This is a genomic window from Rhizobium sp. SRI_017 (assembly GCF_057586295.1).
In genome coordinates, this window is record NZ_JBYCZP010000015.1 from 132,098 (window position 1) to 153,668 (window position 21,571).

The following is a 21,571-nucleotide window of genomic DNA, read 5'->3' on the forward strand; positions in this document are numbered from 1 at the left end:
ACGCCATGAAGGCAGCATTCATCGTGATGAGCATTCTGGGCTGCGACGACGCGGGTGCAACATGCACGCCCATCGCGCAGGTGGAGCAGCAGTGGCAGACAATTGCCGCCTGCGATGCGGCATCTGAGACCCATCTTGCGCGCTACACCAACGTCAACCATCCGATGGTGGTCGCTGTCTGCCAGACGGCAAACAGCACCGCGCTGGCCGATTCCACCGAGGATGCTGCTGAATTCGAGACTGCGAGCCGCTCGGTCGCGCCTGTTCCGCAGCCGCCGCTCAGTGACGAGCGCAGGAAGGGTATCACTGCCCGAGCGCTGGAGTTGATGACGAAATCATTGCCGACGACCCGGGGGCTGAAGGAAACCGTGACCTATCCGGTTCACGTCGTGACCGACACCTATTCCTGGGTCGCTCGTAAGATCACCAACTAGGCTGCAGCTAGCGCAAGGAACGACGCATAGGCACGCGCCGACTGGCGATGTTCGGTGATGTGCAGCCGCTCCACCATGTCGATTAGTTCCGAAGCCTGGCCATCCGCCCTGCCTGCGGCGCGGAAGCCCGCGATCAACTTGGTAGCAAGACCGCCGAACAGCCCGTGGCCGAGACCCTCGGCCTTGCGCCAGAGCATAGTGGCCTCGACAAAAATCTCGGAAATGTCGCGGTTGAGGCCGGCCGACTCGAAGAGTGCCCGAACAGCGTGGAATCGGCCGTCGGTTACGATCGAGCGCACGCGCCGATCTTCCATTCCCGAGAGATTGACGATCGACGTCGTGAAGAAGTCGAGCCGCCCCATGCAGAGTGCCTGCATGAGGAAAGCCGGCGTCAGGCGTCCATCGCGCCTGAGGTGCTCCACCAGTTGCGGCATGTCTTCGGCCGGTGCGTTGCCTGCCAGCACGACGGTCGCGGTATCGCAGGCCTCGCGTTTGATCCATTCGAGTCGACGCTCGCCGACGATCTGCCGGACGAGGTCGCAAGCGCCCAGCGACTCAGAGACACCGACGGCGAGCTGATGCCGCGCATCGGTCGGAAGCTCCTCGCGCTCGAGCAGCATTTCGCGGATCTGCGGCTGGTCAGAAAAACGTTCAGTGATCCGACGAAGGCTGCCGCGCCCGACGATTGCGCCTGGATTGTCCAGCATCGATTCGATTTCGGGCGCATCGCCGACTTCGGCGATGGCAGCGCAGACCGGCAGGCTGACGATGAAACGCGAGGCGATGAGTACGCGGGTGACCGAGTCGCCACGACCCGCGAGATCGACGAGGTCGACGTCCGAGAGAACCGGTGAGCGGGCGATGATCTGGCAGGCGATCTGCGGCTGGTCATGGGCAAGAGGAAGAACCAATGCGCGCGGCACGTCCTCGGCATCGGCAATCGACTCTGCCAGCGCTAGTCGCACTTTCGGCGAGGGATCGTCGAGCAGCCAGGTCATGGCCATAAGTGCCGCTTCGCGCTCCTCGGCATTCATGTCGGAATGAAGCCATGCCCGCCCCAGTGCATTTGCTGCCCGGGCCCTGTCACTCGTCTTTGCTGTCTCTGCCCACCGAAGAAAACTCTGGATGATCACGGTGCGCCGCCCTCACTCTAAACTCTCTGAATCGAGGCTAGAGGGAAATCGTTTAAGATTCGTTCACCATGTTCATTTGCAGCGCGTTAACCGGCTAAGAAACGTCTGTCGGCGGTTTCGGTCGTATCAATTCGAAGACTTCGCTTGCCTCGGAATAGTCCATGTAGCCCATGCGGCCGACTGGCTGGGCCAGCGACATGTCGAGGCGCCCGTCGCGGATGACGCTTTCATCGATATGAATGCCGACGACCTCGCCGAAGACCATGTAGGATTCGGTGCGATTGCCGTGCCGGTCGCGCGGGCTGATGATCTCGGTCACGATGCATTCCATCGCAACAAAGGCCTCGCCGACATAGGGTGCGTCAACCAATTCGCCGAAGACGGGTGTCAGCCCGGCGATCTCGAATTCGTTCTCCCCATAAGGCACGGCCACCGACGAGGCATTGACCTTTTCGATGAGATTGCGACTCGCCAGGCTCGTCGTAAAGACACCGGTCTCCTCGGCGTTGCGGGCGCTGTGCTTGCGCCCGCCGGATGAGAACATCACGATCTTGGGATCGTCGTCGACGATATTGAAGAAGGAATAGGGCGACAGGTTGAGCGAGCCATCCCTGCCCTTAGTCCCGATCCAGCCGATCGGCCGAGGCGTCACGATCGCCTTGAACGGATCGTAGCGCATGCCGTGGTCCCTGGTGTCGGCGCGGTAGAACATGCTTCAATCTTGCCAGGTGACGATATCGGCCAGGACCGGCCGCGGCCGCTCGACGACAGGAAAATCGGTCGAGCCGATATGGATGAAACCGGCCACCTTCTCGCCCGGCTCGACGCCGAGAACGCGATGCGCCCGCTCGTCGAAGGCCATCCATTCCGTCAGCCAGTTCGACACATAGCCAAGCGCATTGGCCGCCATCACCATGTTGAGGCACACAGCGCCTGCCGACATGATCTGCTCCCATTCCGGGATCTTCATATGCGGACCGGCTCTGGACACGACGGCGATGACGACAGGCGCGCGCAGGAACCGCGTTTCTTCGACCTCAATCATCTCCGCGCTGAGATCCGGCTTATCCCCCTTGGCGATCGCGGCCAATTCGTCTGTGATCCGCTTGCGGGCATCACCGGTCATGACGATGAAACGCCAGGGCGCCAGTTTACCGTGATCGGGGACCCGAGTCGCAAGTGTCAGGATTTCTTCAATTTCCTCCTTCGAGGGACCTGGTTCCTTCATCTGGAAGGCCGGCATCGAGCGGCGGGTTTTCAGATATTCGATCAGCTTTTCGTTGCGCGGCATTCGATCCTCGGCATGCTCTGAAGTTCTGTCTTGAATTTGCCCCAAGCTTGCGGGACAAGTGGGGCGCGCCAAATCAAGAGTCAACCCATCATATTTGCGAGCGAGCGTTGCCGCGTAGCCTTTCCGCACTTGCTGCATTCGTTGCCGCCGCCCTGATTGCCCAGACGGGCATTGCGCGCGCTCAGGATCCGTTTTCGCTGACCGATCCAATCCAGCAGTTCAACGACCCCAAGCTCAACAGTTTCTCGCCGGTGATCGCGCAGCCGACACAGCCGGTCAAGCGCAGCAAGATGGTTCATCTCGAGGCAAAACTCGCCGAAGGCAGCGAGCCGATGAAATACGGCCTCTCCTGGCGCATCTTTAGCCCGATTCCCGGGACCGATGGCAAGCTGCCGATGATCGCTTCGTCCGAAGGCGGGTCCACATCCTTCGATCTCGACCCGGGCGACTATTTCGTCCATGTCGCCTTCGGCCGTGCGGGCGCCACGAAGAAGCTCAAGATCTCGGCGTCGACAGAACCTGCAACACAGACGCTGGTGCTCGATGCCGGCGGCATGGTGCTCAACGCCATCTCGGGTAACAATGTCCGCATTCCGCCGGACGAACTGTCCTTCGAGATCTATGCCTCCGAGGTCAAGGAAGACGGCGAGCGTGGCCTCATCATGGACAATGTGAAGCCCAATGAGGTGGTCCGCCTCAATGCCGGGACCTATCACGTCGTTTCCGATTACGGCAAAGTCAACGCCACCATCCGCGCCGACATCAAGATCGAGGCGGGCCGGCTGACGCAGGCCGTAATCCAGCACCGCGCCGCAAAAATCACCTTGAAGCTCGTGTCACAGGCCGGTGGCGAGGCGATTGCCGACACGGCTTGGTCGATCCTGACGGCAGCGGGCGACTCGGTCGCGGAAAGCGTCGGCGCTTTCCCGGTCGTCGTGCTGGCAGAAGGCAACTACACCGTCGTCGCGCGCCACAAGAACAATATCTACCAGCGTGATTTTACAGTGACGTCCGGTCGCAACCAGGACGTCGAGGTCATGCTGAGCAGGTAGCGCTCAGGCCGCCGGTACGCGCGGCGCAACGCCGCCCAGGGAAAATACCGTGTCGTAAAGATATTGCAGCATCACCTTGCGGTCGGTGAGCGAAGCGATGTCTTCCCATGCGATCACCGAGCCGATGCTCGACGAAATCGTCTTGCCCGACAGACGGCAGAATTCGCGGATCAGCAACGAAAGCCGCAGCGTCAGCGAGAAGCGGCTGGCAAGATGGAACAGCCGTCCATTCTGGCCCTCAAAATAGACCGGCAGCACGCTAGCCTTGGCCGACTGGATCAATTTTGCCGGGAACATCTTCCATGGCAGGTCCTCGGCTTGCCCAAAACCCTTGGGGGCAGTCGCCACGCCGCCGCCGGGGAAAATCACGATGGTGACTCCCTCCTTGAGCAGCTTCAGCGCCTCATTGCGTGTCGCAAGGTTTATGGCAAGCGCTTCCCGGGTCTCCTCGAAGGAGATCGGCAGGGAATAGGGCCGCATTTCCGGCACCTTCAAAAGCTGATCGTTGATCAAGATCTTGAACGGACGGCCGAGTTGTTCGGCCAGGGACAGCACCGCGATGCCGTCGGCGATGCCATAAGGGTGGTTGGCGACCATGACGATCGGGCCTTCCGGCAGATCCTTGGGCGGCCAGTTGCCTCGAACCGAGAGGTCTATGTCAATGAGTTCCAGCATGCGTGAGAAGACACGGTCGGACTTGCCGACCACCTCATTGCGCCAGATCTTGTAGACCTCGATATATTTGTTCCGTCCCGAAAGGTTTTCGATGGAGCGGATGACGAGCCGCTTCAGCAGCGGGTCGGTTTCATTGGCGTAGGACAATTCCTTGAACTTCACGGGGGTCACCCTTTGGGAGCCTGATCACGAAGGCCATATGAAACCATTGTAAAAGTTTGAAGACAGCCGCCAGTTCCACAGCGGCTGTCTACATCGATATTTTACGCGGCGTCGAGCGCGCGCTTGACATCCGGCGGCGTTGCCTCGTCCACAAGGCTCGCAATCGCTTCCGATAGGCTCATCGACGTCTGGTTCTGCGAGCCGAGGCGGCGGATGTTGACCGTGCCCTCTTCCGCTTCACGCTTGCCGCAGACGACGATGACCGGAACCTTGGTTACCGAGTGCTCACGGACCTTATAATTGATCTTCTCGTTGCGGAAGTCGGTTTCCACCGAAAGCCCTGCGCGCCGCAGCTTCTCCGCCACTTCTGCGCCATAGCCATCCGCCTCCGACGTGATGGTCGCGACGACGACCTGGAGCGGCGAGAACCAGAGCGGCATATGGCCGGCGAAATTCTCGAGCAGGATTCCGAGGAAGCGCTCCATCGAACCGCAGATGGCGCGATGGATCATCACCGGCTGGGTCTTTTCGGAATTGGCGTCGATATAGAAGGCGCCGAAACGTTCCGGCAGGTTGAAGTCGACCTGGGTCGTGCCGCACTGCCATTCGCGGCCGATCGCGTCCTTCAGCGTATATTCGAACTTCGGACCGTAGAAGGCGCCCTCGCCCGGCAGGATGCCGGTCTTGATGCGGCCGCCCGACTGCGCCTCGATGGTCTTCAGCACGTCCAGCATAACCGACTCGGCGCGATCCCAGAGCGCGTCGGATCCGACCCGCTTTTCCGGACGAGTCGAGAGCTTGACGATGATCTCGTCGAAGCCGAAATCCTCATAGACCGACATGATGAGGTCGTTGATCTTCAGGCACTCGGCCGCCATCTGCTCATCGGTGCAGAAGATGTGGGCGTCGTCCTGCGTGAAACCGCGGACACGCATCAGGCCGTGAAGAGCGCCCGAAGGTTCGTAGCGATGGACATTGCCGAACTCGGCATAACGGATCGGCAATTCGCGATAAGATTTCAGGCCATGCTTGAAGATCTGCACGTGGCCCGGGCAGTTCATCGGCTTCAATGCAAAGACGCGCTCGTCGTCGGTATCGTCACCGGCGACCGTCACCTTGAACATGTTGTCGCGATACCAGCCCCAGTGACCCGAGGTTTCCCAGAGCGACTTGTCGAGCACCTGCGGCGCGTTGACCTCTTCGTAGTCGGCGGCAAGGCGGCGGCGCATGTAGGAGACCAGCGACTGGAACACCCGCCAGCCCTTGCCGTGCCAGAAGACGACGCCGGGGCCCTCTTCCTGGAAATGGAAGAGATCCATTTCGCGACCGAGCTTGCGGTGATCGCGCTTCTCGGCTTCCGCAAGTTTGTGGAGATAGGCGTCCAGTTCGGCCTGTTCGGCCCAGGCCGTGCCGTAGATGCGGGTCAGCATCGGATTGTTCGAGTCACCACGCCAGTAGGCGCCGGCCACCTTCATCAGCTTGAAGGCCGTGCCAATCTGCCCCGTCGAGGCCATATGCGGACCGCGGCAGAGGTCGAACCAGTCGCCCTGGTAATAGATCTTGAGGTCCTGGCCTTCGGGGATCGCGTCGACCAGCTCGACCTTGTAGCTCTCGCCCTTGTCCTTGAAGACCTGCTTGGCCTTGTCGCGCGACCAGACCTGCTTGGTGAAAGCCTTGTTGCGGCCGATGATCTCCTTCATTTTCTTCTCGATGACCGGCAGGTCCTCGGGTGTGAAGGGCTCGTTCTTGGCGAAGTCGTAGTAAAATCCGTTCTCGATCACCGGGCCGATCGTGACCTGCGTGCCGGGCCAGAGCTCCTGCACGGCCTCGGCCATCACATGGGCCGCGTCATGACGGATGAGCTCGAGCGCACGCGGGTCGCTGCGGGTGACGATCTCGATCCGGCCGGTCCGAACCGGGTCGGAGAGATCGGCGACTGTGCCATCAAGCGCGATTGCGACCGCCTTCTTGGCGAGCGACTTGGAGATGGATTCGGCGACGTCGAGGCCGGTCGTACCGGCAGCGAACTCGCGGATGGAACCATCTGGAAATGTAAGGGAAACAGGCTGGGACATTGTCACATTCTCCTATCCAATCCCGCCAACCAATGCGGGTGGTATGACGATTAGGCCGGATGGCCCGGCCGCGAACGGGCGCGTGATACGGGATTTCCCGGCGCGAGTAAAGCATCCGCCGCCCGGCTTTCCAACCTGGCGCAACCGTCCACGGGCCACGGTTGACTTGACGCATCCGCGTCGAGACTGAATACCTTTCAGTACCTGTCCGGAGGAGCGAATGATTCACCGGACAAATCCGGAACGCAGCGGAGGAACGCATGGTACGCGGCGCCGTATTTGGCAAGTTTCCGACAGACCCGGCCGATATCCGGGAACGTGCGCGGCTTGCTGCACTGGAAAAACTCGACATTCTCGACAGCCCGCATGATGTATCGCTCGACCGGATCGCCAGGCTGATCATCCAGATATTCGGGGTCGACCAGTCAGTGGTGTCCTTCATCGATTCCCATCGGCAATGGTACATGGCCTCGGAGGGCATGCAGCGCAGCGAGGTGGATCGCCAGGAATCGTTCTGCAGGCACACGATGGCGGGACAGGAGCCTCTGGTGGTGCGGGATGCGAGCGTGGATCCGCGCTTCGCCGAGAGCCCGCATGTCACCGCTCGGGGTGGTGTCCGCTTCTATGCGGGCGCGCCGCTGAGGACGCGGGAGGGCCACAATGTCGGAACCGTCTGCGCGATCGGCAGCAAGCCCCGCATGTTCTCCGCGGCCGAGGAGATGATCCTGATGGATCTGACGCAGCTGGCGATGGACTTCATCGAGCTCAGACGGCAGGCGACGACGGATGGCTTGACCGGCGCGCTGAACCGCCGCGCCTTCCGCGATGAGAGCGAGCGCGCCATTGCGCTGGCGGCGCGGCATCGCACCAATCTCGCGGTCATCGGCTTCGACCTCGATTTCTTCAAGCGGGTCAATGACACATATGGCCATGCGGCCGGTGACGAGGTGCTGGTCGGCGTGACCGGGGCGGTCAGGGCAACGCTGCGTTCGGGCGATATTTTCGGTCGGACGGGCGGCGAGGAATTCTGGATCATATTGCCGCATACCGATCGCGAAGGGGCGCTGGCGGTGGCCGAGAAGCTGCGCCAGGCGATCGCCGAACTGGCCTTCGAATTCGAGGGCAAACCCGTCGGCATTACCGCGAGCTTCGGGCTCACGCGGCTGTCGCTGATCGCCAAGGACCTCGACACGCTGATGGCCCAGGCGGATACCGCGCTTTACAGTGCCAAGTCGGCGGGGCGGAACCGGCATTCGATGTGGGAGCCGACGCCGGAAGGCGGGCAAGGGGCGCGGCGGCGGGTGCTGAAGGCCGGACAGATCCTGTTCAACGACCGCCGGTCGGCGATCGATTGCACGATCCGCTCGCTCGGCGAGGATGGCGCCGGCCTCGATGTCGTCACCGCGACCGGCATTCCCGAGCACTTCACGCTGCTGATCCGCTCGGACGGCTTCGAGACCAATTGCCGGGCGGTAGCCCGCGCCGAGCGTCACCTTGAGGTGACGTTTACGGCCTGAGGCTCACATCACGAGATCGGCTGCGGCCATCGCATCGAAGGGCGGCCCCATCACGTCGAGCTCCCGGCTTGGCGCGGCATAGGGGATGAAGCCGTCCTCGAGCGCCGCCTTCTCGAACTTCGCGATCCGCTTGTCGCCGGTGATGTAGTCGGTCACATAGACCGGGATACCTTGGTCGAGAAAGTCGCGCTGCAGCACCTTGATCGTCTGCTCGTCGGGCTTGAACCGGTTGTTCTCGTCCTTGTCGCCGCCGCGGAAATAGAGATCCTCGATGCCGATGCCGCCGATCACCTCGTAATAGGCTTCGATCCGCGCGGTGTCCTCCTGCTTGCCGCCTATGAGAGCATCGACGATCCAGGCGCCGTTCTGCGGGATCAGGAAGAAATCCGGATTGGTCTCGCGCGCATGCTCGGCCATCTCCACAGCGAAATCGACCATGCGCTGTGCTGCCTGCTTCTCGTTCTTGGGATCGCCGGGCTCGCGCTGGCTGTCCTTGATCTCCTCGCCCCAGAAATAGTAGGCGTCGACGATATCGAGATAGGCAGCGTCGAAGCCCTTGGCGACAATATTGTCAAGTTCGCCGGTGCCGTCCTGGTTGAAGATGATGTCCTGCCAGTCGTCGTCCCAATAGCGGACCTTGCGGCTTTCCGGCCAGTCGGGGTTGAGCGGGCCGAGCCAGTCCGGCGCCGCGTCGGTGAGCTTGCCGTCCGCCTTGCCCGTCGTCGTCCAGTTCTTGTCCCAATAGTCGCGGAAATCGCTGGCCTCGCCGATCGAGACATAGGCCGCGAGGATCGAGCGGCCGCCCTTGATCTCGGCCACCTCCGCCTCGGAAAACTGCCTGGCATCGGTGCCGTCGCGCGAGGGATCGATGACCAGCATGTCATGCGGCTGGGCGGCGAGATCGTCGACCTTGAGGCCGCCCTTGGCCTGTAGCTGGTAACCCCAATTGGAAGCGGTGACGGCCATGGTTTTCCTCCGAATCTCCTGTCGCGACCCTACCGACTTTAGCAGCCGGCGATGGCGAAATTTCTACAGGACTGCGTCGGCCCATGTCTCTTAGACCATGGGTGGAGGGTTAAGGAGTGGTTGCGGACCGTGCTCGCGGGGCGCGCCTTCATGGCTCAGGCGCCCTTCTCGTCGCCGGCATCCGCATAGGCCGCCTCCACCTCCCCGATATAGACCCTGTGCTCCAATAGCCACGCCTGATGCAGTTCGTTGCTCGAAATGCAAGGCGGGAAGGTGGGGTGAAAGGTCCTGGGCTTGTGGCTGCCGGTACAACGACGGCTGCGGCGGCAGCGCGGCAGGCGGCAATGGCGCCAGCAATCCAGGCGCGTGCAGATATAGCGAATCTGTGGCTGGAAGAGTTCGATGAATTCCTCCTCCGTGCCGTTTTCGTAGGCCTCCAAGACCTCCCGCGTCATGAACATGGGCGGCAGGGGCTTTTCGCGTTTCGACTGGTTCATGGGCACGCCTCTTCGTTGCCGCGCGGGAAAACCCGCCGGGGTTTGGCTGAATGGGTTCCGGAGAGTCCGCACGAAGGCGTCGCCTCAAGGTATGGGGTAAAGTGGCTCCGCCTTCGCGCGAACCTTGGGCGTTCTTCGGAAGCGGCCCGCGCTTCCTTCAGGTGCGGTCCCGTCTCGCTGCACGAAGGTTTGCCTTCGCTTGCATGGAGGACCCAAACCGGCGGCGGGGCATGCCACCGGGGGAGACATTCGACGACGGGTTTTGTCCCGCCGAAGCGTCCCGCACCTCCCTCACCCGGCGCCGCACGTTACGGACCAGCTGAAGGCGCCCGCTCCCACCCGTACCGAACGTCTTGCGATACACTCCGTGGCGGGAACGGGGGCATGATGGCATGGGTCGGGAGGGCGGGGATGAAAATGAAGCGAGAAAAATTATAAGCAATTGATAACACGAAAGAAAAAATGAACGGATACAAGAAATTTTCCCCGCCACTCGAAAATGTGGTATAGGCCGGCCAGCGCCGCCTTAACACATTTCGTGGCCCTCACACCTTCCCGTAAGAGTCGGAAGTCGCTGGATATCTGAGCAAGGATTGCTTCGCGTTCTGAGCTTGTGCTTCGGATTTCCTGGGGTGGCTCCCACTGCGGCGCCTCGCAATTCAACCGCAAATTGCACCAGAAATAGTCAAAGCACCTCCCTATTCAGTTGAAAAAATTCCACATATTTTGCGGTCGAACTCAAAGTCATACGGCTGTTCAACGTCACACCCGGGATCGCGCTAAGGCGCCTCGCGGGCGAAGGTGAAGACTTGACCCCTGACAGCAGGCGCCAGCCGCCGACCGAATTTATTGATGGAGCATTGCCATGGCCACCTTTACCGTCACCACCCTCGCCGACAGCGGCACCGGCTCGCTGCGCGACGCCATTGCCCTCGCAAACGCCAACGGCGGTGCCGATACAATCACCTTCGACGAGAGCCTCGCCGGCGGAACGATCAATCTATCGAGCGTCCTTGGCGTCACGGACGGTCTGACAATCGTTGGCGATATCGACGACGACAACGCGGCCGACATCACGCTCGACGGCGGCGGGAACACGCAGATCATGGATGCCAGCGCGCAGCTCATTATCGACGGGCTGGTCATGACAGACGGGTCAGCAACGGCCGGCGGTGCGATCTCCGCGACAGGCTTTCTGGGGATCGTCAATTCCGAATTCAAGGACAATGTCGCTCAAAACGGCGGCGCCATTTACTGCCAGGACCTCGTGGTTGAGGATTCCACATTTTCCGGCAACACCGCGACGTTCGGCAACGGCGGCGCGATCTACAGCACGAGCGACATACCGATTAGAAACTCGTATTTCACGAACAACTCGGCAGCCGGCGATGGCGGTGCGATACGGGCAAACTTGTTGACCACATATGCCTCGACTTTTGCAGAAAACGTGTCCGGCGGCGACGGTGGAGCATTATGGGCGTTCATGGTGACCGCCAACAACACGACCTTCTATCAGAACGCTGCGACATCCATGGGCGATGCCGCATTTGCCACTTCCTACGTCGAACTGAATGATGCCACCGTCATCGGTCACGCTTCGTCTGGCAGCGTTTTTGCCGCCCACAATTACCTTGTCGATAACTCCCTCGTCCTGGGTAATACAGGCATCGCCTTCGCAGACTCGTTCAGTGGTGTGGCGGGCTTCACATTGTGGTTCACCGGGTTGAACCTCCTCGATGACGACCCGAATATGAGCGGCGCGGCGACCGCGACGCTGCTGGAAGTCTTCGGCACCAACACACCCGTTCTGGCCGACAATGGCGGCCCGGTCCAAACGATCGCGCTGGATCCCGTCGCGTCCAATCCGGCGATCGACACCGGCGGGGCCAGGGACGATGCGCGCCTTCTGCCGGCCAACGACGTCCCCGGACTCGGCACGACCGCAGGCGACATCGGCGCCTACGAATATTACACACAGGCAGTCAGCGTCGATTCAAGTTCGGCTGACGGCATCTATTGGCTCGGCCAGACCATCAATGTAACGGTCAAGTTCGACCAGATCGTCACGGTGAGTGGCACGCCGACTCTGCTGCTCGAGACCGGCACGACGGATCGCGAGGCCTCCTATGTCAGCGGATCGGGCACGAACACGCTGACCTTCCGCTACACCGTCCAGTCCGGCGACACGGCCTCGGACCTCAATTTCGCATCGACCTCGGCCCTGTCCTTGAACGGCGGCACGATTTCCGGACCGCTGTCCGATGCATCCCTCCTCAGCCTGCCCAGCCTTACAGGCGCCAAGTCGCTTGCAAGCCAGGCCACTATCGAGGTCCGCGGCATCGCTGCCCCCGCGTCGCCTGTGGTCACGAGTGCGATCTCCGACCAGTCCGCCAAGGAAGACACCGCTTTCAGTTTCGTGGTGCCATCAGGCACCTTCACCGATGCGAACGGCGATACGCTGACCTACAGTGCGACGCTGGCCAATGGCAGCGCCCTGCCCTCCTGGCTCAGTTTCAATGCCACGACACGCACCTTCTCCGGCACGCCCCTCAACGCCAATGTCGGCGCCATCACCGTCAGGGTCACGGCTGCCGATGGCATCACCGGCACCGCCTCGGACGAGTTCACGATCACCGTCGCCAACACCAACGACGCCCCAACCGCTGTCGCGCTCTCAGCCAGCACGATCGCCGAAAATTCCGCCGCCGGTACGGTCATCGGCAACCTATTGGTCACCGACCCCGACGCGAGCGACACTGCTACACTCTCGCTTGTGAGCAGCGCCGGCAACCGGTTTGCCTTGGTCGGCAACCAACTGGTCGTCGCCGAGGATGCCAAGCTCGACTTCGAGGACAAGCAGTCCTATTCGATCACCATCCGCGCCACCGATGCGGCCGGCGCCACCACGGACCAGACCCTCACCATCGCCATCACCGACATCGACGACACCGTGATCGGCGGCAAGGGCAACAACATCCTCGAAGGAGGCGACGGTGACGAGCTTCTCGACGGCAAGGCCGGCAATGACCGCCTGACCGGCGGCGACGGCGCCGACACCTTCATGTTCGGCAAGGGCTATGGCCGCGACACGATCACCGATTTCGACCCCACCGAAGGCGACATCATCGACCTCTCGGGCGCGGTGGGGATCAAGAACTTCAGGGACCTGATCAAGCACCATGTCGAGGATACCGGCAAGGACCTCGTCATCACGGCCAACGACGGCTCGCTGCTGGTCCTCAAGGGCGTCGACGTCGATGATCTCAGCAAGGATTGTTTTTTGTTCTGATGCGGACGATCTGGCGTCACGGCTCGTCGATCATCGGGCAATCGCATACCGCTTCTTGATCCTATCCACCAATGCCCCATGGCTCAGCGGCACCTACTCGACCCGGTGATAGGTTTCGAACCCCATCTTCTCGTAATAGGCCAGGCCGTTGACATTGTCGGCGCGGATGGTGGCGTTGATGGCCTTGAGACCGAGGCCCTCGGCCACCTTTCGCGTGGCCGGGAAAAGTGCGGTGCCGACGCCCTTCATCCGCGGTGCCAAGCGGGCGAAGGTGGCAATATCGACCCAGCCCGGCGGCGGATCGCCGAACAGGCTGAGCGACTGGAAGCCGAAGAGTTTCCCGCTGACTTCGGCGACGTGGCATACGAGCGCATACTGGCCGGATATGAACCAGTCGTCGAATTCGTCTGCGGCCAGCTCCGTCTCCAGGGCCGTCGTGCCGCCGGCGCGGATGATCTCGTTGAGGAGCCCGGCGAGTTCGGCGGCGTCTGAAGGGGCAGCCTTTCGGATCAGCATTCGGTCTGTCCTCAAACAGGAGTTGAAGGGCTTTTGTCGGTGCCTTTGCGCCCGACCAGGAACCAGGTGCGCATCGGCCCCTTGCCTTTCACCTCGATCAGGCCGCGCTCGGTGAAATCGAAACGATCAACCAGCAGCGCATGGGTCGTCGGTGAAACCTGGATATGGCCGATCTCGCCCGTCGATTCCATCCGCGAGGCCGTGTTTACCGCATCGCCCCAGACATCGTAGAAGAATTTGCGCTTTCCGACGACGCCGGCGACCACGGGGCCTGTTGCTATGCCAACGCGCACGGGCATCGGTCGGCCGAGCGGATCGGCAATGCCGGCCATGGCATCGCGGGCCGCCAGCGCGAAATCGGCGACCTGCGCAGCATGGTCGGCAAGCGGCTCGGGGACACCGCCGACGACCATGTAGGCGTCGCCCGAGGTCTTGATCTTCTCCAGGCCGTAGCGCTCCACCAGTGCGTCGAAGCGGTTGTAGACCTCGTTGAGGAAGCGGACGAGCCGGTCTGGTGTGGTGGCGCCGGTCAGCGCAGTGAAGCCGGCCATGTCGATGAACAGCACGGTAGCTTCGGGATAGGCGTCGGCGATCTCGGCTTCGCCGGCCCGGTCCTTGAGCCGCTCGGCGATGGCGGGCGGCAGGATGTTGGCCAGCAGCGTGTCCGAGCGGTCGCGTTCGCGCTCGACCAGGGCCTCCGCGCGAGCCGCCTGTCGCGCGACATAGAAGACGACCGCGAAAGCGGTCGCCATATTCAACACGACGTTCAGTGTGAAATTGATCTGCAGCGCCTCAAGCGGAAGGTCGCCGGTGCTGTAGGGCATGGTAACGTTGAGGTAGATCGCGAGGATGGCGCCGAGGATGGCCAGCAGTGCCGCGACCCAGGTCCGCTCGACGCCAAGGACGAATATGCTGACCGGAGCCACCAGCAGGAAGCCAAGCGAGACTCCATCCCCGGTTCCGACGGTCAGCACGATGCGAGTCGCCTGCACATAGACGAGGAGGATCAGCGCGACCGGCGCCGCAACTGGTCCAAAGCGATGCAGCAACGGCACCAGTGCGGTGCAGATGGCGATCAGGATCGTGAACCTGTCGGGATCGGTCGGCCGCTTGATCGCGAACATCGCTTCGCCAAAGGCAACCAGCCAGGCCGTGATGTTGACCACGCGAAGACGGCGCGCGATCTTTTCCGGATAGCGCCCGGTGCCATAACGAAGGTTCGGAAAATATCCCAATCTGCACCCCCGGAGGCGAAGATTGCGCGGTTTCCATGACAGCGTCAATAACGTGGTCGATCGAGCCGCGTGTCAGAACTGCACCGGCTCCATCTCCGGCCGGCCGGCCTCGAATGCCCTAAGCTTTTCCTCCGCCTCGGCAATGTAGTTGCGGTCGAAAGGCACGCGGTCCTGATGGCGGGCAATCTGGAGCTGGAGGATGAACAGGCGGTCGTGGCGGAAGGCGACTTCCGACGCTGCGAGATAGAACTCCCACATGCGGAAGAAATTCTCGTCATAGAGCGCGACGGCGTCGGCGCGGCGGGCAACGAAGCGCTCGCGCCAGGCCCGCAGCGTCCAGGCATAATGCATTGGCAGGACCTCGATGTCCTTGATCAGCAGGCCCGCCTTTTCGACCGCCGGCATGACCTCGGCGATCGACGGGATATAGCCGCCGGGGAAAATGTATTTTTCGATGAAGGGGTTGGTGGCGTAGTTCGGCTTGGTGCGGGCGATGGTGTGGAGCAGCATCACGCCCTGCTTGTCGAGGACTTTTGCCACCTTCTTGAAGAAGAACCGGTAGTTCGACACGCCGACATGCTCGAACATGCCGACCGAGACGATGCGGTCATACTGGCCCTTGAGGTCGCGGTAGTCCTGGAGTTCGAAGCGGACTTTGTCGGCGAGCCCCCGGCGGGTCGCCCGGTCGCGCGACACCTTGAGCTGTTCTTCCGACAGCGTGATCCCTGTCACGTCAACGCCGGAACTCTCGGCGAGATACATCGCCATGCCGCCCCAGCCCGAGCCGATCTCCAGCACGCGGTTGCCCTCTTCGAGCAGCAGTTTTGCGGCGATATGGCGCTTCTTGGCGAGCTGGGCGGCATCGAGGCTGATGTCGCGGGGCTCGAAATAGGCGCAGCTATATTGCCAGTCGCTGTCGAGAAAGAGGTCGAAGAGCTTGGCGCTCAGGTCGTAGTGATGGGAGACGTTCTGCTTGTTACGATTGATGGGCAGACGGTTCTCGGCCTGGTTGACGAGGATGCGCCAGATTCCCTGCGCGATCATGCGCGGAGTCGCGGCCTTGCGGATGCCGTTGCGGGCGAAGAGCGAGAGCAGGTCGAAGATATTGCCCGCTTCGAGCACCATGCGGCCTTGCATGAACATCTCGCCGAGCGCGAGCGCGGGGTCGGTCGCCACCGCCGTCTCGGCTTCCGGGTCGGTGAAGCGCAGCACGATCTCGGATTCGGAGCCATCGCCATAGGTGACCGACGTACCCGAGGCGCGGACGAGTTTGAGCACGCCCTTCTGTACGATCTTGCCGCAAAAGTCTTCGATGCCGGATGCCATGCGCCCTCGCCCGTTTCTCAAATCCCGCCCGGACTTTAGCGGGTTCGGATGAAGGGGCAACCCTTGGGGCAGGCAATAATCGGCCGGATGCGGAACGCGGCTCAGCCGAGCATCTCGCCGAGCCGCTTCACCGTGTTCCAGTTGCGCGCCGTGCCCACCCCGCCCATGCGCTTCGGCGTCAGCTGTCCGGCGAGTTTCGACAGGCTGATCTGGCCGGGATAATGCACCCAGACATGGCCATCGACGATCGCGACGCGTTCGCCATCGGTCTGGTAGGGGCGGAGGAAGTCGGCGAGGTCGGGGCGGAGCGGATCGCGCATGATGCGGATGCCGACGCGGTCGGGCTCGGCTTCGGCCTCGGTGAGGAAGGGATTGGCGGCGACGAGGCGTTTCCAGTCGGCGGATGTCTTGACGATGATGTCGACATGCTTGCCGTGGAAATCCGCGAAGGCCTTTTCCAGCTTGCTTTCGATCGAGGAAACGGCGGTTCTGTCGGCCTCGAAGATCAGGTTGCCAGTCGAGACCAGCGTACGGACGTTCTTGTAACCAAGTCCTTCGGCGATCGACCTGAGGTCCGACATCACGACGCGACGCTTGGCATCGATAACGATCGAATAGAGCAGCGCGACATAGCCACTCACGTCGCCCGCTCCGCCTTGGAGACGCGCCAGTAGCGCCACGGCATGTACCAATGGAATTCAGATGCCAGCCTGTCTGGCACGGGATCGAAGCCCCATGTGCCGCCCGGGCCGCAGCGCACGAAACGGAAGAGCACCATCCAGAAGCCCGGCCAGAGGCCGTGGCGGGCGACCGCTTCGTAGCCATATTCAGAACAGGTCGGCGTGTGGCGGCAGCTATTGCCGATCAGGCTGGACAGGGTGACCTGGTAAAGGCGGATGAGCCCCATGCCAAGGAGGCGCGGCGGCGTCTTGGGGAAGGGTCCGGACCAGTTGCGAGTCGGTCCGGTATAGCCATCAAGGCGGGGCTTTTGGTGGGAGCAGTCGGGGGATTGGCACATGCCGCCCCTCACCCCGCTTCCGCCATGCGCTTGGCCTCGATCTGGTCGAGACAGTCGACCACGGCATCGAAGGTGAGCATGGTCGAAGCGTGGCGGGCTCTGTAGTCGCGGACAGGGAGCAGGTAGCGCATGTCCTCGAAGCGCCCGGAAGGCCCCTCGCCGCCGTCCTTGAGCATGGCAAGCATGTCGGCCTTGGCCCGGCGGAGTTCGGACGCAGTGGCGCCGATGACATGGCGGGCCATGATCGAGCTCGAGGCCTGGCCGAGTGCGCAGGCCTTCACCTCATGGGAAAAGCCATCGACCGTGTCGCCATCCATGGTGAGCCAGACCTTCACCCGCGAGCCGCACAATTTGGAATGCGCCTGCGCATAGGCATCGGCAGCCTCGAGCGTGCCGGTCAGCGGAATATTGCCCGCAAATTCAAGGATTTTCGAATTGTAGATATCGTCCATCACTATGTCCGGCCACCGTAAAATTCCATGGGCTCAGGCGAGCCGGGTATGATTTTCCACGTATCACGGAAAAACATCAAGGCCACCCTTTGCCAGCCTCTTGGCCTTCCTATATGTTATGTCGCGATGGGGTGACAGTATTGCAAGTGCAAACGCGTTGCCTGTTGTTTGGGAAACCGTGCGGAGGCACCCGTCACTGAGACGACGGAGCCGATGCCCCGGAACCCGCCAACGGAACCCATGCCTGCAGGGACAGGTGAATGGCCAGCGGCGAGTCGTCCGATTCTTGTACTTCCGGTCCACGGGGCCGGAGACAGAGAGGCCATTGAATGGATGCCGTAGTCAAGCAGTTCCAGCGCGATGACGCGAGTGTGAAACGCCCCAGCCAGAAAGAGGCTGAGGAAGCGGTTCGCACGCTTCTGCGCTATATCGGTGATGATCCTGACCGCGAGGGTCTTCGTGACACGCCGCGCCGCGTGGTAAAATCCTATGCCGAGCTTTATGGAGGTTACGAGCAGGATCCTGAAGAGGCTCTCGGCCGCACTTTCGAAGAAGTAGCGGGCTACGACGACATCGTTTTCGTCAAGGATATCCCGTTCTTCTCGCACTGTGAGCACCACATGGTGCCGATCATCGGCAAGGCGCATGTCGCCTATCTGCCCGATGGCCGCGTGTTGGGGCTTTCCAAGATCGCCCGCACGATCGACATCTTTGCCCGCCGGCTCCAGACGCAGGAGACGATGACGGCACAGATCGCCAATGCCATCGATGAGATCCTGCAGCCCAAGGGCGTCGCGGTGCTGATCGAGGCCGATCACATGTGCATGGCGATGCGCGGCGTGCAGAAGATCGGCTCGTCGACGATGACAACGACCTTCACCGGCACCTTCAAGCATGATCCACGAGAACAGGCGCGCTTCATGTCTATGCTGCGCGGCTACCACTATCCCGCATGACGATCGCCTTTCCAGAACCGTCCAGTGATAAGGCCGCGCTCGAAGAGGGCGCGGCCTTTTCGCCGAAATTCGATGCACATGGGCTGATCGCGGCCGTCGTCACCGATGCCGGGGACGGCGCTATTCTGATGCTTGCCCACATGAATGCCGAGGCGCTCTCGCTGACGCTGGAGACAGGCATTGCGCATTACTGGAGCCGTTCACGAAAGTCGATCTGGAAGAAGGGCGAGAGCTCGGGCAATCTCCAGACCGTCACGGAAATCCTGACCGATTGCGACCAGGATGCAATCCTGCTCAGGGTCGAGGTCGCCGGACACGCTGCAACATGCCACACCGGCCGCCGCTCCTGTTTTTATCGTGCAGTGCAAGTAGAAAATGGTGCAACGCAACTAAAATCGGTGGATGATCATAAACATTTCGACCCCTTGGAAGTCTACAGCAAATAGGCATCTGCCTTAATTCTGCCCAATAGCCCATCGTGTTTTACTTTTTTTAACGTCGCTGTGCATCAATAGAGACCCATAAACGTTATCCAGCTGAGACAGGATTTCGTAGCATGCTGAACTGGAATTTTACCCGCTTGACCGAGCAGGCCCCTTCGTTGGAAAACGGGGTCTCGACAGTCGCAGGAACACCTGGTCAGCCCGCAGACACCAACATCGTGACCCAGCCAAAGCTCCCTAAACCCAAACTCGCCCTCGCCCTCGGCGGCGGCGCCGCACGCGGCTGGGCTCACATCGGTGTGCTGAAGGCTCTCGACGAAGAGGGTATCGAAGTCGGCATGATCGCCGGCACCTCGATCGGCGCACTGGTGGGAGGCTGTTATCTTGCTGGCAAGCTCGAGGAACTCGAAAGTTTCGCCCGGTCGCTGACGATGCGCCGCATGGCGGCGTTGCTCGACTTCACGATCGGCGGCGGCGGCCTCTTCGCCGGTATGCGCCTCACCAAGCGCATGCAGGAGCACCTGGAGGGACTCGACATAGAGGATCTCGACCGCAGGTTCGTGGCGGTTGCGACGGAGATTCGTACCGGCCATGAAGTCTGGATCGACTCTGGCAACCTCATCACCGCGATTCGCGCCTCCTACGCCCTGCCGGGCATTTTCGAACCGATACAATGCGGCAATCGGCTTCTGGTGGATGGCGCTCTCGTCAACCCCGTGCCGGTGTCGGTCTGCCGTTCCTACGAGCAGCCGCTCGTCGTCGCCGTCAACCTGCACTACGATCTCTATGGTCGATCTGCCGTGGTCAAGCATGTGGCAAGCCGGCAGACGCCGCTCGAAAGGCAGCTCGAAAGCCAGAGCGATCTCGGCAAATCCAACCATATGGGGCTGACGGGCGTGATGGTCGAAGCCTTCAACATCATTCAGGATCGTATTTCACGTGCACGCCTGGCAGGCGATCCACCGGACCTGGCATTGCAGCCCCGGCTATCTGATATCGGTCTTTCGGAATTTCACCGTGCTGCCGAGGCGATCGAACGCGGCTACGAAGAGGCAAAGGCCAAAATCGGAGAAATCAAGCGCATGCAGGACGCCGTCAGGGCCGGCTGGTAGCGGGTCCTGCATGAGCCGACAGGGTCAGCCTGCGATATAGGCCTTGATCTCTTCAGCCTCGAATTCGATCTCGCGGATGCGTGCCTTCACAACGTCGCCGATCGAAACCATCCCGGCAAGCTTGCCATTTAGTTCCACGGGAATATGGCGGCACCGCTTCTCGCTCATCAGCGACATCAGAGCATCGAGGGTTGTATCCTCCCCACAGCGATGAACATTCGATGTCATCACCGTCGAAACCGTCTTGCCGAGAGCATCAGCACCGCCTTTTGCGACGGCATTGATGATATCGCGTTCGGAGAGAATTCCCTTGATCTGCTCATTCAAGCCGAGAACGACGAGCGCACCGATCCTGTTTTCATTCAGCGTGCGGGCGGCGTCCTGCAGCGTGGCGTCCGGCCTGATCGTCAGGACGTTACGTCCCTTTTCATCGAGAATTGCCTTCACATGCATGCACATCTCCTCTGTGGTCGTGGATGTAGAGCATGTCGGCCCGTCCGGCCCGGTACAGCAGCCGACGAATGTATGGTGCTCTCGAAAAACGGCGAATGCAAGAAGAAGTGATCGCTTATATTAATGCCGGCCGTATCAACGGCGAAGCGGCGGGTCGAAGAGCCCGAATGTCAGATAGCCGAACAGGAATCCGCCCAGATGCGCTTGCCAGGCGACATTGCTGGACGGGTCGACTCCGGCGATCACCACGTTGAACAGCAGCCAGATCGCAACGAAGACCACGACGGACCGCTGAGTAAGTGCCTCGATCATGCCGAGGCGCGGCGCGTAACGAGCGGCGGTGATGCGCCGCGAGCCGAGCAACGGCACCACGAAGCGGCAGCTTGCCCCCGCCATGGCCGAAACCACGCCGGACGCGCCGACGAGGAAGCTGACCTCGAAGGCGGTGAGCACTGCCAGGAAGAAGGCGCTGGCTATAGCTGACGTGATCCACAGCACGGTGAAGCGCAGCGCCCCAATTCTCGCGGTCAACGGCGTCGCGAAAATCACCAGGAAGAGTGCGTTCGATCCGAGATGCGCCCAGCCGCCGTGAAGGAAGGAGTAGCCCACGGGGCCAAGGAAATAGCCGAGTGCGCTCTGGTCGCCGATCGGATGGAGGTAACGCGCGGGAATGAAGGCGGCAACGGAAACGAGCCATTCATCAAGATCGGGAGTCAGGATATACGCCCGGATGGCTTCGATGACAGCCAGGATCGCGACATAGACCAACAGGACGCCTGGTATGTTGAAGATCGGCTCGCGCTGCGGCGGCAGGCCGCCTTGGCGGTCCGTCTTGCTTTCTGCTTGCGTCAAAGCCTGTGTCTCCGGTCCATCAGCGGCACGTCTTAGCCCATGACCCGGCAACAAAAAAGACGCCGCCCAGCATTTCTGCGGGACGGCGCGACTAGGAGACGTGGAGATCTCTTCTGT

At 61.5% G+C, this 21,571-nt stretch carries 21 protein-coding genes and 1 pseudogene; 7 read left to right on the forward strand and 15 right to left on the reverse strand.

The window, feature by feature from the left end; all coding sequences use genetic code 11:
- Positions 1–5 precede the first annotated feature (5 nt).
- The gene (locus tag AC2YI2_RS26670) at positions 6–434 is read left to right on the forward strand and encodes a hypothetical protein (RefSeq protein WP_487389560.1); all 429 of its coding nucleotides are present in this window, start codon (positions 6–8) and stop codon (positions 432–434) included.
- Here AC2YI2_RS26670 and AC2YI2_RS26675 read toward each other — a convergent pair.
- The 3 genes from AC2YI2_RS26675 to AC2YI2_RS26685 all read right to left on the reverse strand — a co-directional run bounded on the left by AC2YI2_RS26675 (position 431) and on the right by AC2YI2_RS26685 (position 2,858).
- Complete coding sequence (locus AC2YI2_RS26675) at positions 431–1,567, reverse strand: DUF2336 domain-containing protein (protein ID WP_487389561.1); 1,137 nt, start codon at positions 1,565–1,567, stop codon at positions 431–433. The two genes, AC2YI2_RS26670 and AC2YI2_RS26675, sit on opposite strands and share 4 nt — an antisense overlap.
- Positions 1,568–1,661: 94 nt before the next feature.
- On the reverse strand, positions 1,662–2,279 hold the full coding sequence (locus AC2YI2_RS26680; RefSeq protein ID WP_487389562.1) for a flavin reductase family protein: 618 nt from the start codon (positions 2,277–2,279) through the stop codon (positions 1,662–1,664).
- Positions 2,280–2,282: 3 nt separating this feature from the next.
- Entirely contained in the window at positions 2,283–2,858 is a 576-nt protein-coding gene (locus AC2YI2_RS26685) for a nitroreductase family protein (protein WP_487389563.1), read from the reverse strand.
- Between the two features lie 107 nt (positions 2,859–2,965).
- Between AC2YI2_RS26685 and AC2YI2_RS26690 the strand changes: the two genes are divergently transcribed.
- Positions 2,966–3,910 (forward strand): hypothetical protein, encoded by a 945-nt coding sequence (locus AC2YI2_RS26690; RefSeq protein ID WP_487389564.1) that lies wholly within the window; start codon positions 2,966–2,968, stop codon positions 3,908–3,910.
- A gap of 3 nt (positions 3,911–3,913) precedes the next feature.
- On the opposite strand, the gene AC2YI2_RS26695 is transcribed toward AC2YI2_RS26690, so the two are convergent.
- Positions 3,914–4,747 (reverse strand): lysophospholipid acyltransferase family protein, encoded by an 834-nt coding sequence (locus AC2YI2_RS26695; protein WP_487389565.1) that lies wholly within the window; start codon positions 4,745–4,747, stop codon positions 3,914–3,916.
- 101 nt (positions 4,748–4,848) lie between these two features.
- Positions 4,849–6,822, reverse strand: a complete 1,974-nt coding sequence (gene thrS, locus AC2YI2_RS26700; protein WP_487389566.1) for a threonine--tRNA ligase — start codon at positions 6,820–6,822, stop codon at positions 4,849–4,851.
- A 260-nt stretch (positions 6,823–7,082) separates the two neighbouring features.
- Here thrS and AC2YI2_RS26705 point away from each other — a divergent pair, with 260 nt between their 5' ends.
- Positions 7,083–8,339, forward strand: coding sequence for a sensor domain-containing diguanylate cyclase (locus AC2YI2_RS26705; protein ID WP_487389567.1), 1,257 nt, complete (start codon positions 7,083–7,085; stop codon positions 8,337–8,339).
- A gap of 3 nt (positions 8,340–8,342) precedes the next feature.
- Here the strand turns inward: AC2YI2_RS26705 and AC2YI2_RS26710 are convergent, their stop codons facing one another.
- Positions 8,343–9,305 (reverse strand): MJ1477/TM1410 family putative glycoside hydrolase, encoded by a 963-nt coding sequence (locus tag AC2YI2_RS26710; protein WP_487389568.1) that lies wholly within the window; start codon positions 9,303–9,305, stop codon positions 8,343–8,345.
- Positions 9,306–9,460: 155 nt separating this feature from the next.
- Complete coding sequence (locus tag AC2YI2_RS26715) at positions 9,461–9,802, reverse strand: hypothetical protein (protein ID WP_487389569.1); 342 nt, start codon at positions 9,800–9,802, stop codon at positions 9,461–9,463.
- Between the two features lie 865 nt (positions 9,803–10,667).
- Between AC2YI2_RS26715 and AC2YI2_RS26720 the strand changes: the two genes are divergently transcribed.
- Positions 10,668–13,091 (forward strand): putative Ig domain-containing protein, encoded by a 2,424-nt coding sequence (locus AC2YI2_RS26720; RefSeq protein WP_487389570.1) that lies wholly within the window; start codon positions 10,668–10,670, stop codon positions 13,089–13,091.
- Positions 13,092–13,187: 96 nt separating this feature from the next.
- Here AC2YI2_RS26720 and AC2YI2_RS26725 read toward each other — a convergent pair.
- The 6 genes and pseudogenes from AC2YI2_RS26725 to AC2YI2_RS26750 all read right to left on the reverse strand — a co-directional run.
- Positions 13,188–13,607 (reverse strand): annotated as a pseudogene (locus tag AC2YI2_RS26725) (N-acetyltransferase family protein); the annotation flags it as partial.
- Positions 13,608–13,618: 11 nt separating this feature from the next.
- Positions 13,619–14,842: an adenylate/guanylate cyclase domain-containing protein gene (locus AC2YI2_RS26730; RefSeq protein ID WP_487389571.1), complete on the reverse strand. Its 1,224-nt coding sequence runs from the start codon at positions 14,840–14,842 to the stop codon at positions 13,619–13,621.
- Between the two features lie 72 nt (positions 14,843–14,914).
- Positions 14,915–16,168: a cyclopropane fatty acid synthase gene (locus AC2YI2_RS26735; protein WP_487389572.1), complete on the reverse strand. Its 1,254-nt coding sequence runs from the start codon at positions 16,166–16,168 to the stop codon at positions 14,915–14,917.
- A gap of 101 nt (positions 16,169–16,269) precedes the next feature.
- Complete coding sequence (locus AC2YI2_RS26740; RefSeq protein ID WP_487389573.1) at positions 16,270–16,809, reverse strand: DUF1697 domain-containing protein; 540 nt, start codon at positions 16,807–16,809, stop codon at positions 16,270–16,272.
- Positions 16,806–17,186, reverse strand: a complete 381-nt coding sequence (gene yidD / locus AC2YI2_RS26745; protein WP_487389574.1) for a membrane protein insertion efficiency factor YidD — start codon at positions 17,184–17,186, stop codon at positions 16,806–16,808. The genes AC2YI2_RS26740 and yidD overlap by 4 nt, the downstream gene beginning before the upstream one ends.
- An 8-nt stretch (positions 17,187–17,194) precedes the next feature.
- Complete coding sequence (locus AC2YI2_RS26750) at positions 17,195–17,638, reverse strand: iron-sulfur cluster assembly scaffold protein (RefSeq protein ID WP_487389575.1); 444 nt, start codon at positions 17,636–17,638, stop codon at positions 17,195–17,197.
- Positions 17,639–17,967: 329 nt separating this feature from the next.
- On the opposite strand from AC2YI2_RS26750, the gene folE reads away from it, so the two are divergent.
- The 3 genes from folE (at position 17,968) to AC2YI2_RS26765 (ending at position 20,149) form a co-directional block, all read left to right on the forward strand.
- Positions 17,968–18,594: a GTP cyclohydrolase I FolE gene (gene folE / locus AC2YI2_RS26755; protein ID WP_487389576.1), complete on the forward strand. Its 627-nt coding sequence runs from the start codon at positions 17,968–17,970 to the stop codon at positions 18,592–18,594.
- Positions 18,591–19,040 carry a phosphoribosyl-AMP cyclohydrolase gene (gene hisI, locus AC2YI2_RS26760; protein WP_487389577.1) on the forward strand — a complete coding sequence of 150 codons (450 nt, stop codon included), beginning with the start codon at positions 18,591–18,593 and terminating at the stop codon, positions 19,038–19,040. Before folE ends, hisI begins: the two co-directional genes overlap by 4 nt.
- Positions 19,041–19,150: 110 nt before the next feature.
- Positions 19,151–20,149 carry a patatin-like phospholipase family protein gene (locus AC2YI2_RS26765; RefSeq protein WP_487389578.1) on the forward strand — a complete coding sequence of 333 codons (999 nt, stop codon included), beginning with the start codon at positions 19,151–19,153 and terminating at the stop codon, positions 20,147–20,149.
- A gap of 24 nt (positions 20,150–20,173) precedes the next feature.
- On the opposite strand, the gene AC2YI2_RS26770 is transcribed toward AC2YI2_RS26765, so the two are convergent.
- Positions 20,174–20,608, reverse strand: coding sequence for a CBS domain-containing protein (locus tag AC2YI2_RS26770; RefSeq protein WP_487389579.1), 435 nt, complete (start codon positions 20,606–20,608; stop codon positions 20,174–20,176).
- 129 nt (positions 20,609–20,737) lie between these two features.
- Entirely contained in the window at positions 20,738–21,454 is a 717-nt protein-coding gene (locus AC2YI2_RS26775; RefSeq protein WP_487389580.1) for a rhomboid family intramembrane serine protease, read from the reverse strand.
- Between the last annotated feature and the right edge of the window lie 117 nt (positions 21,455–21,571).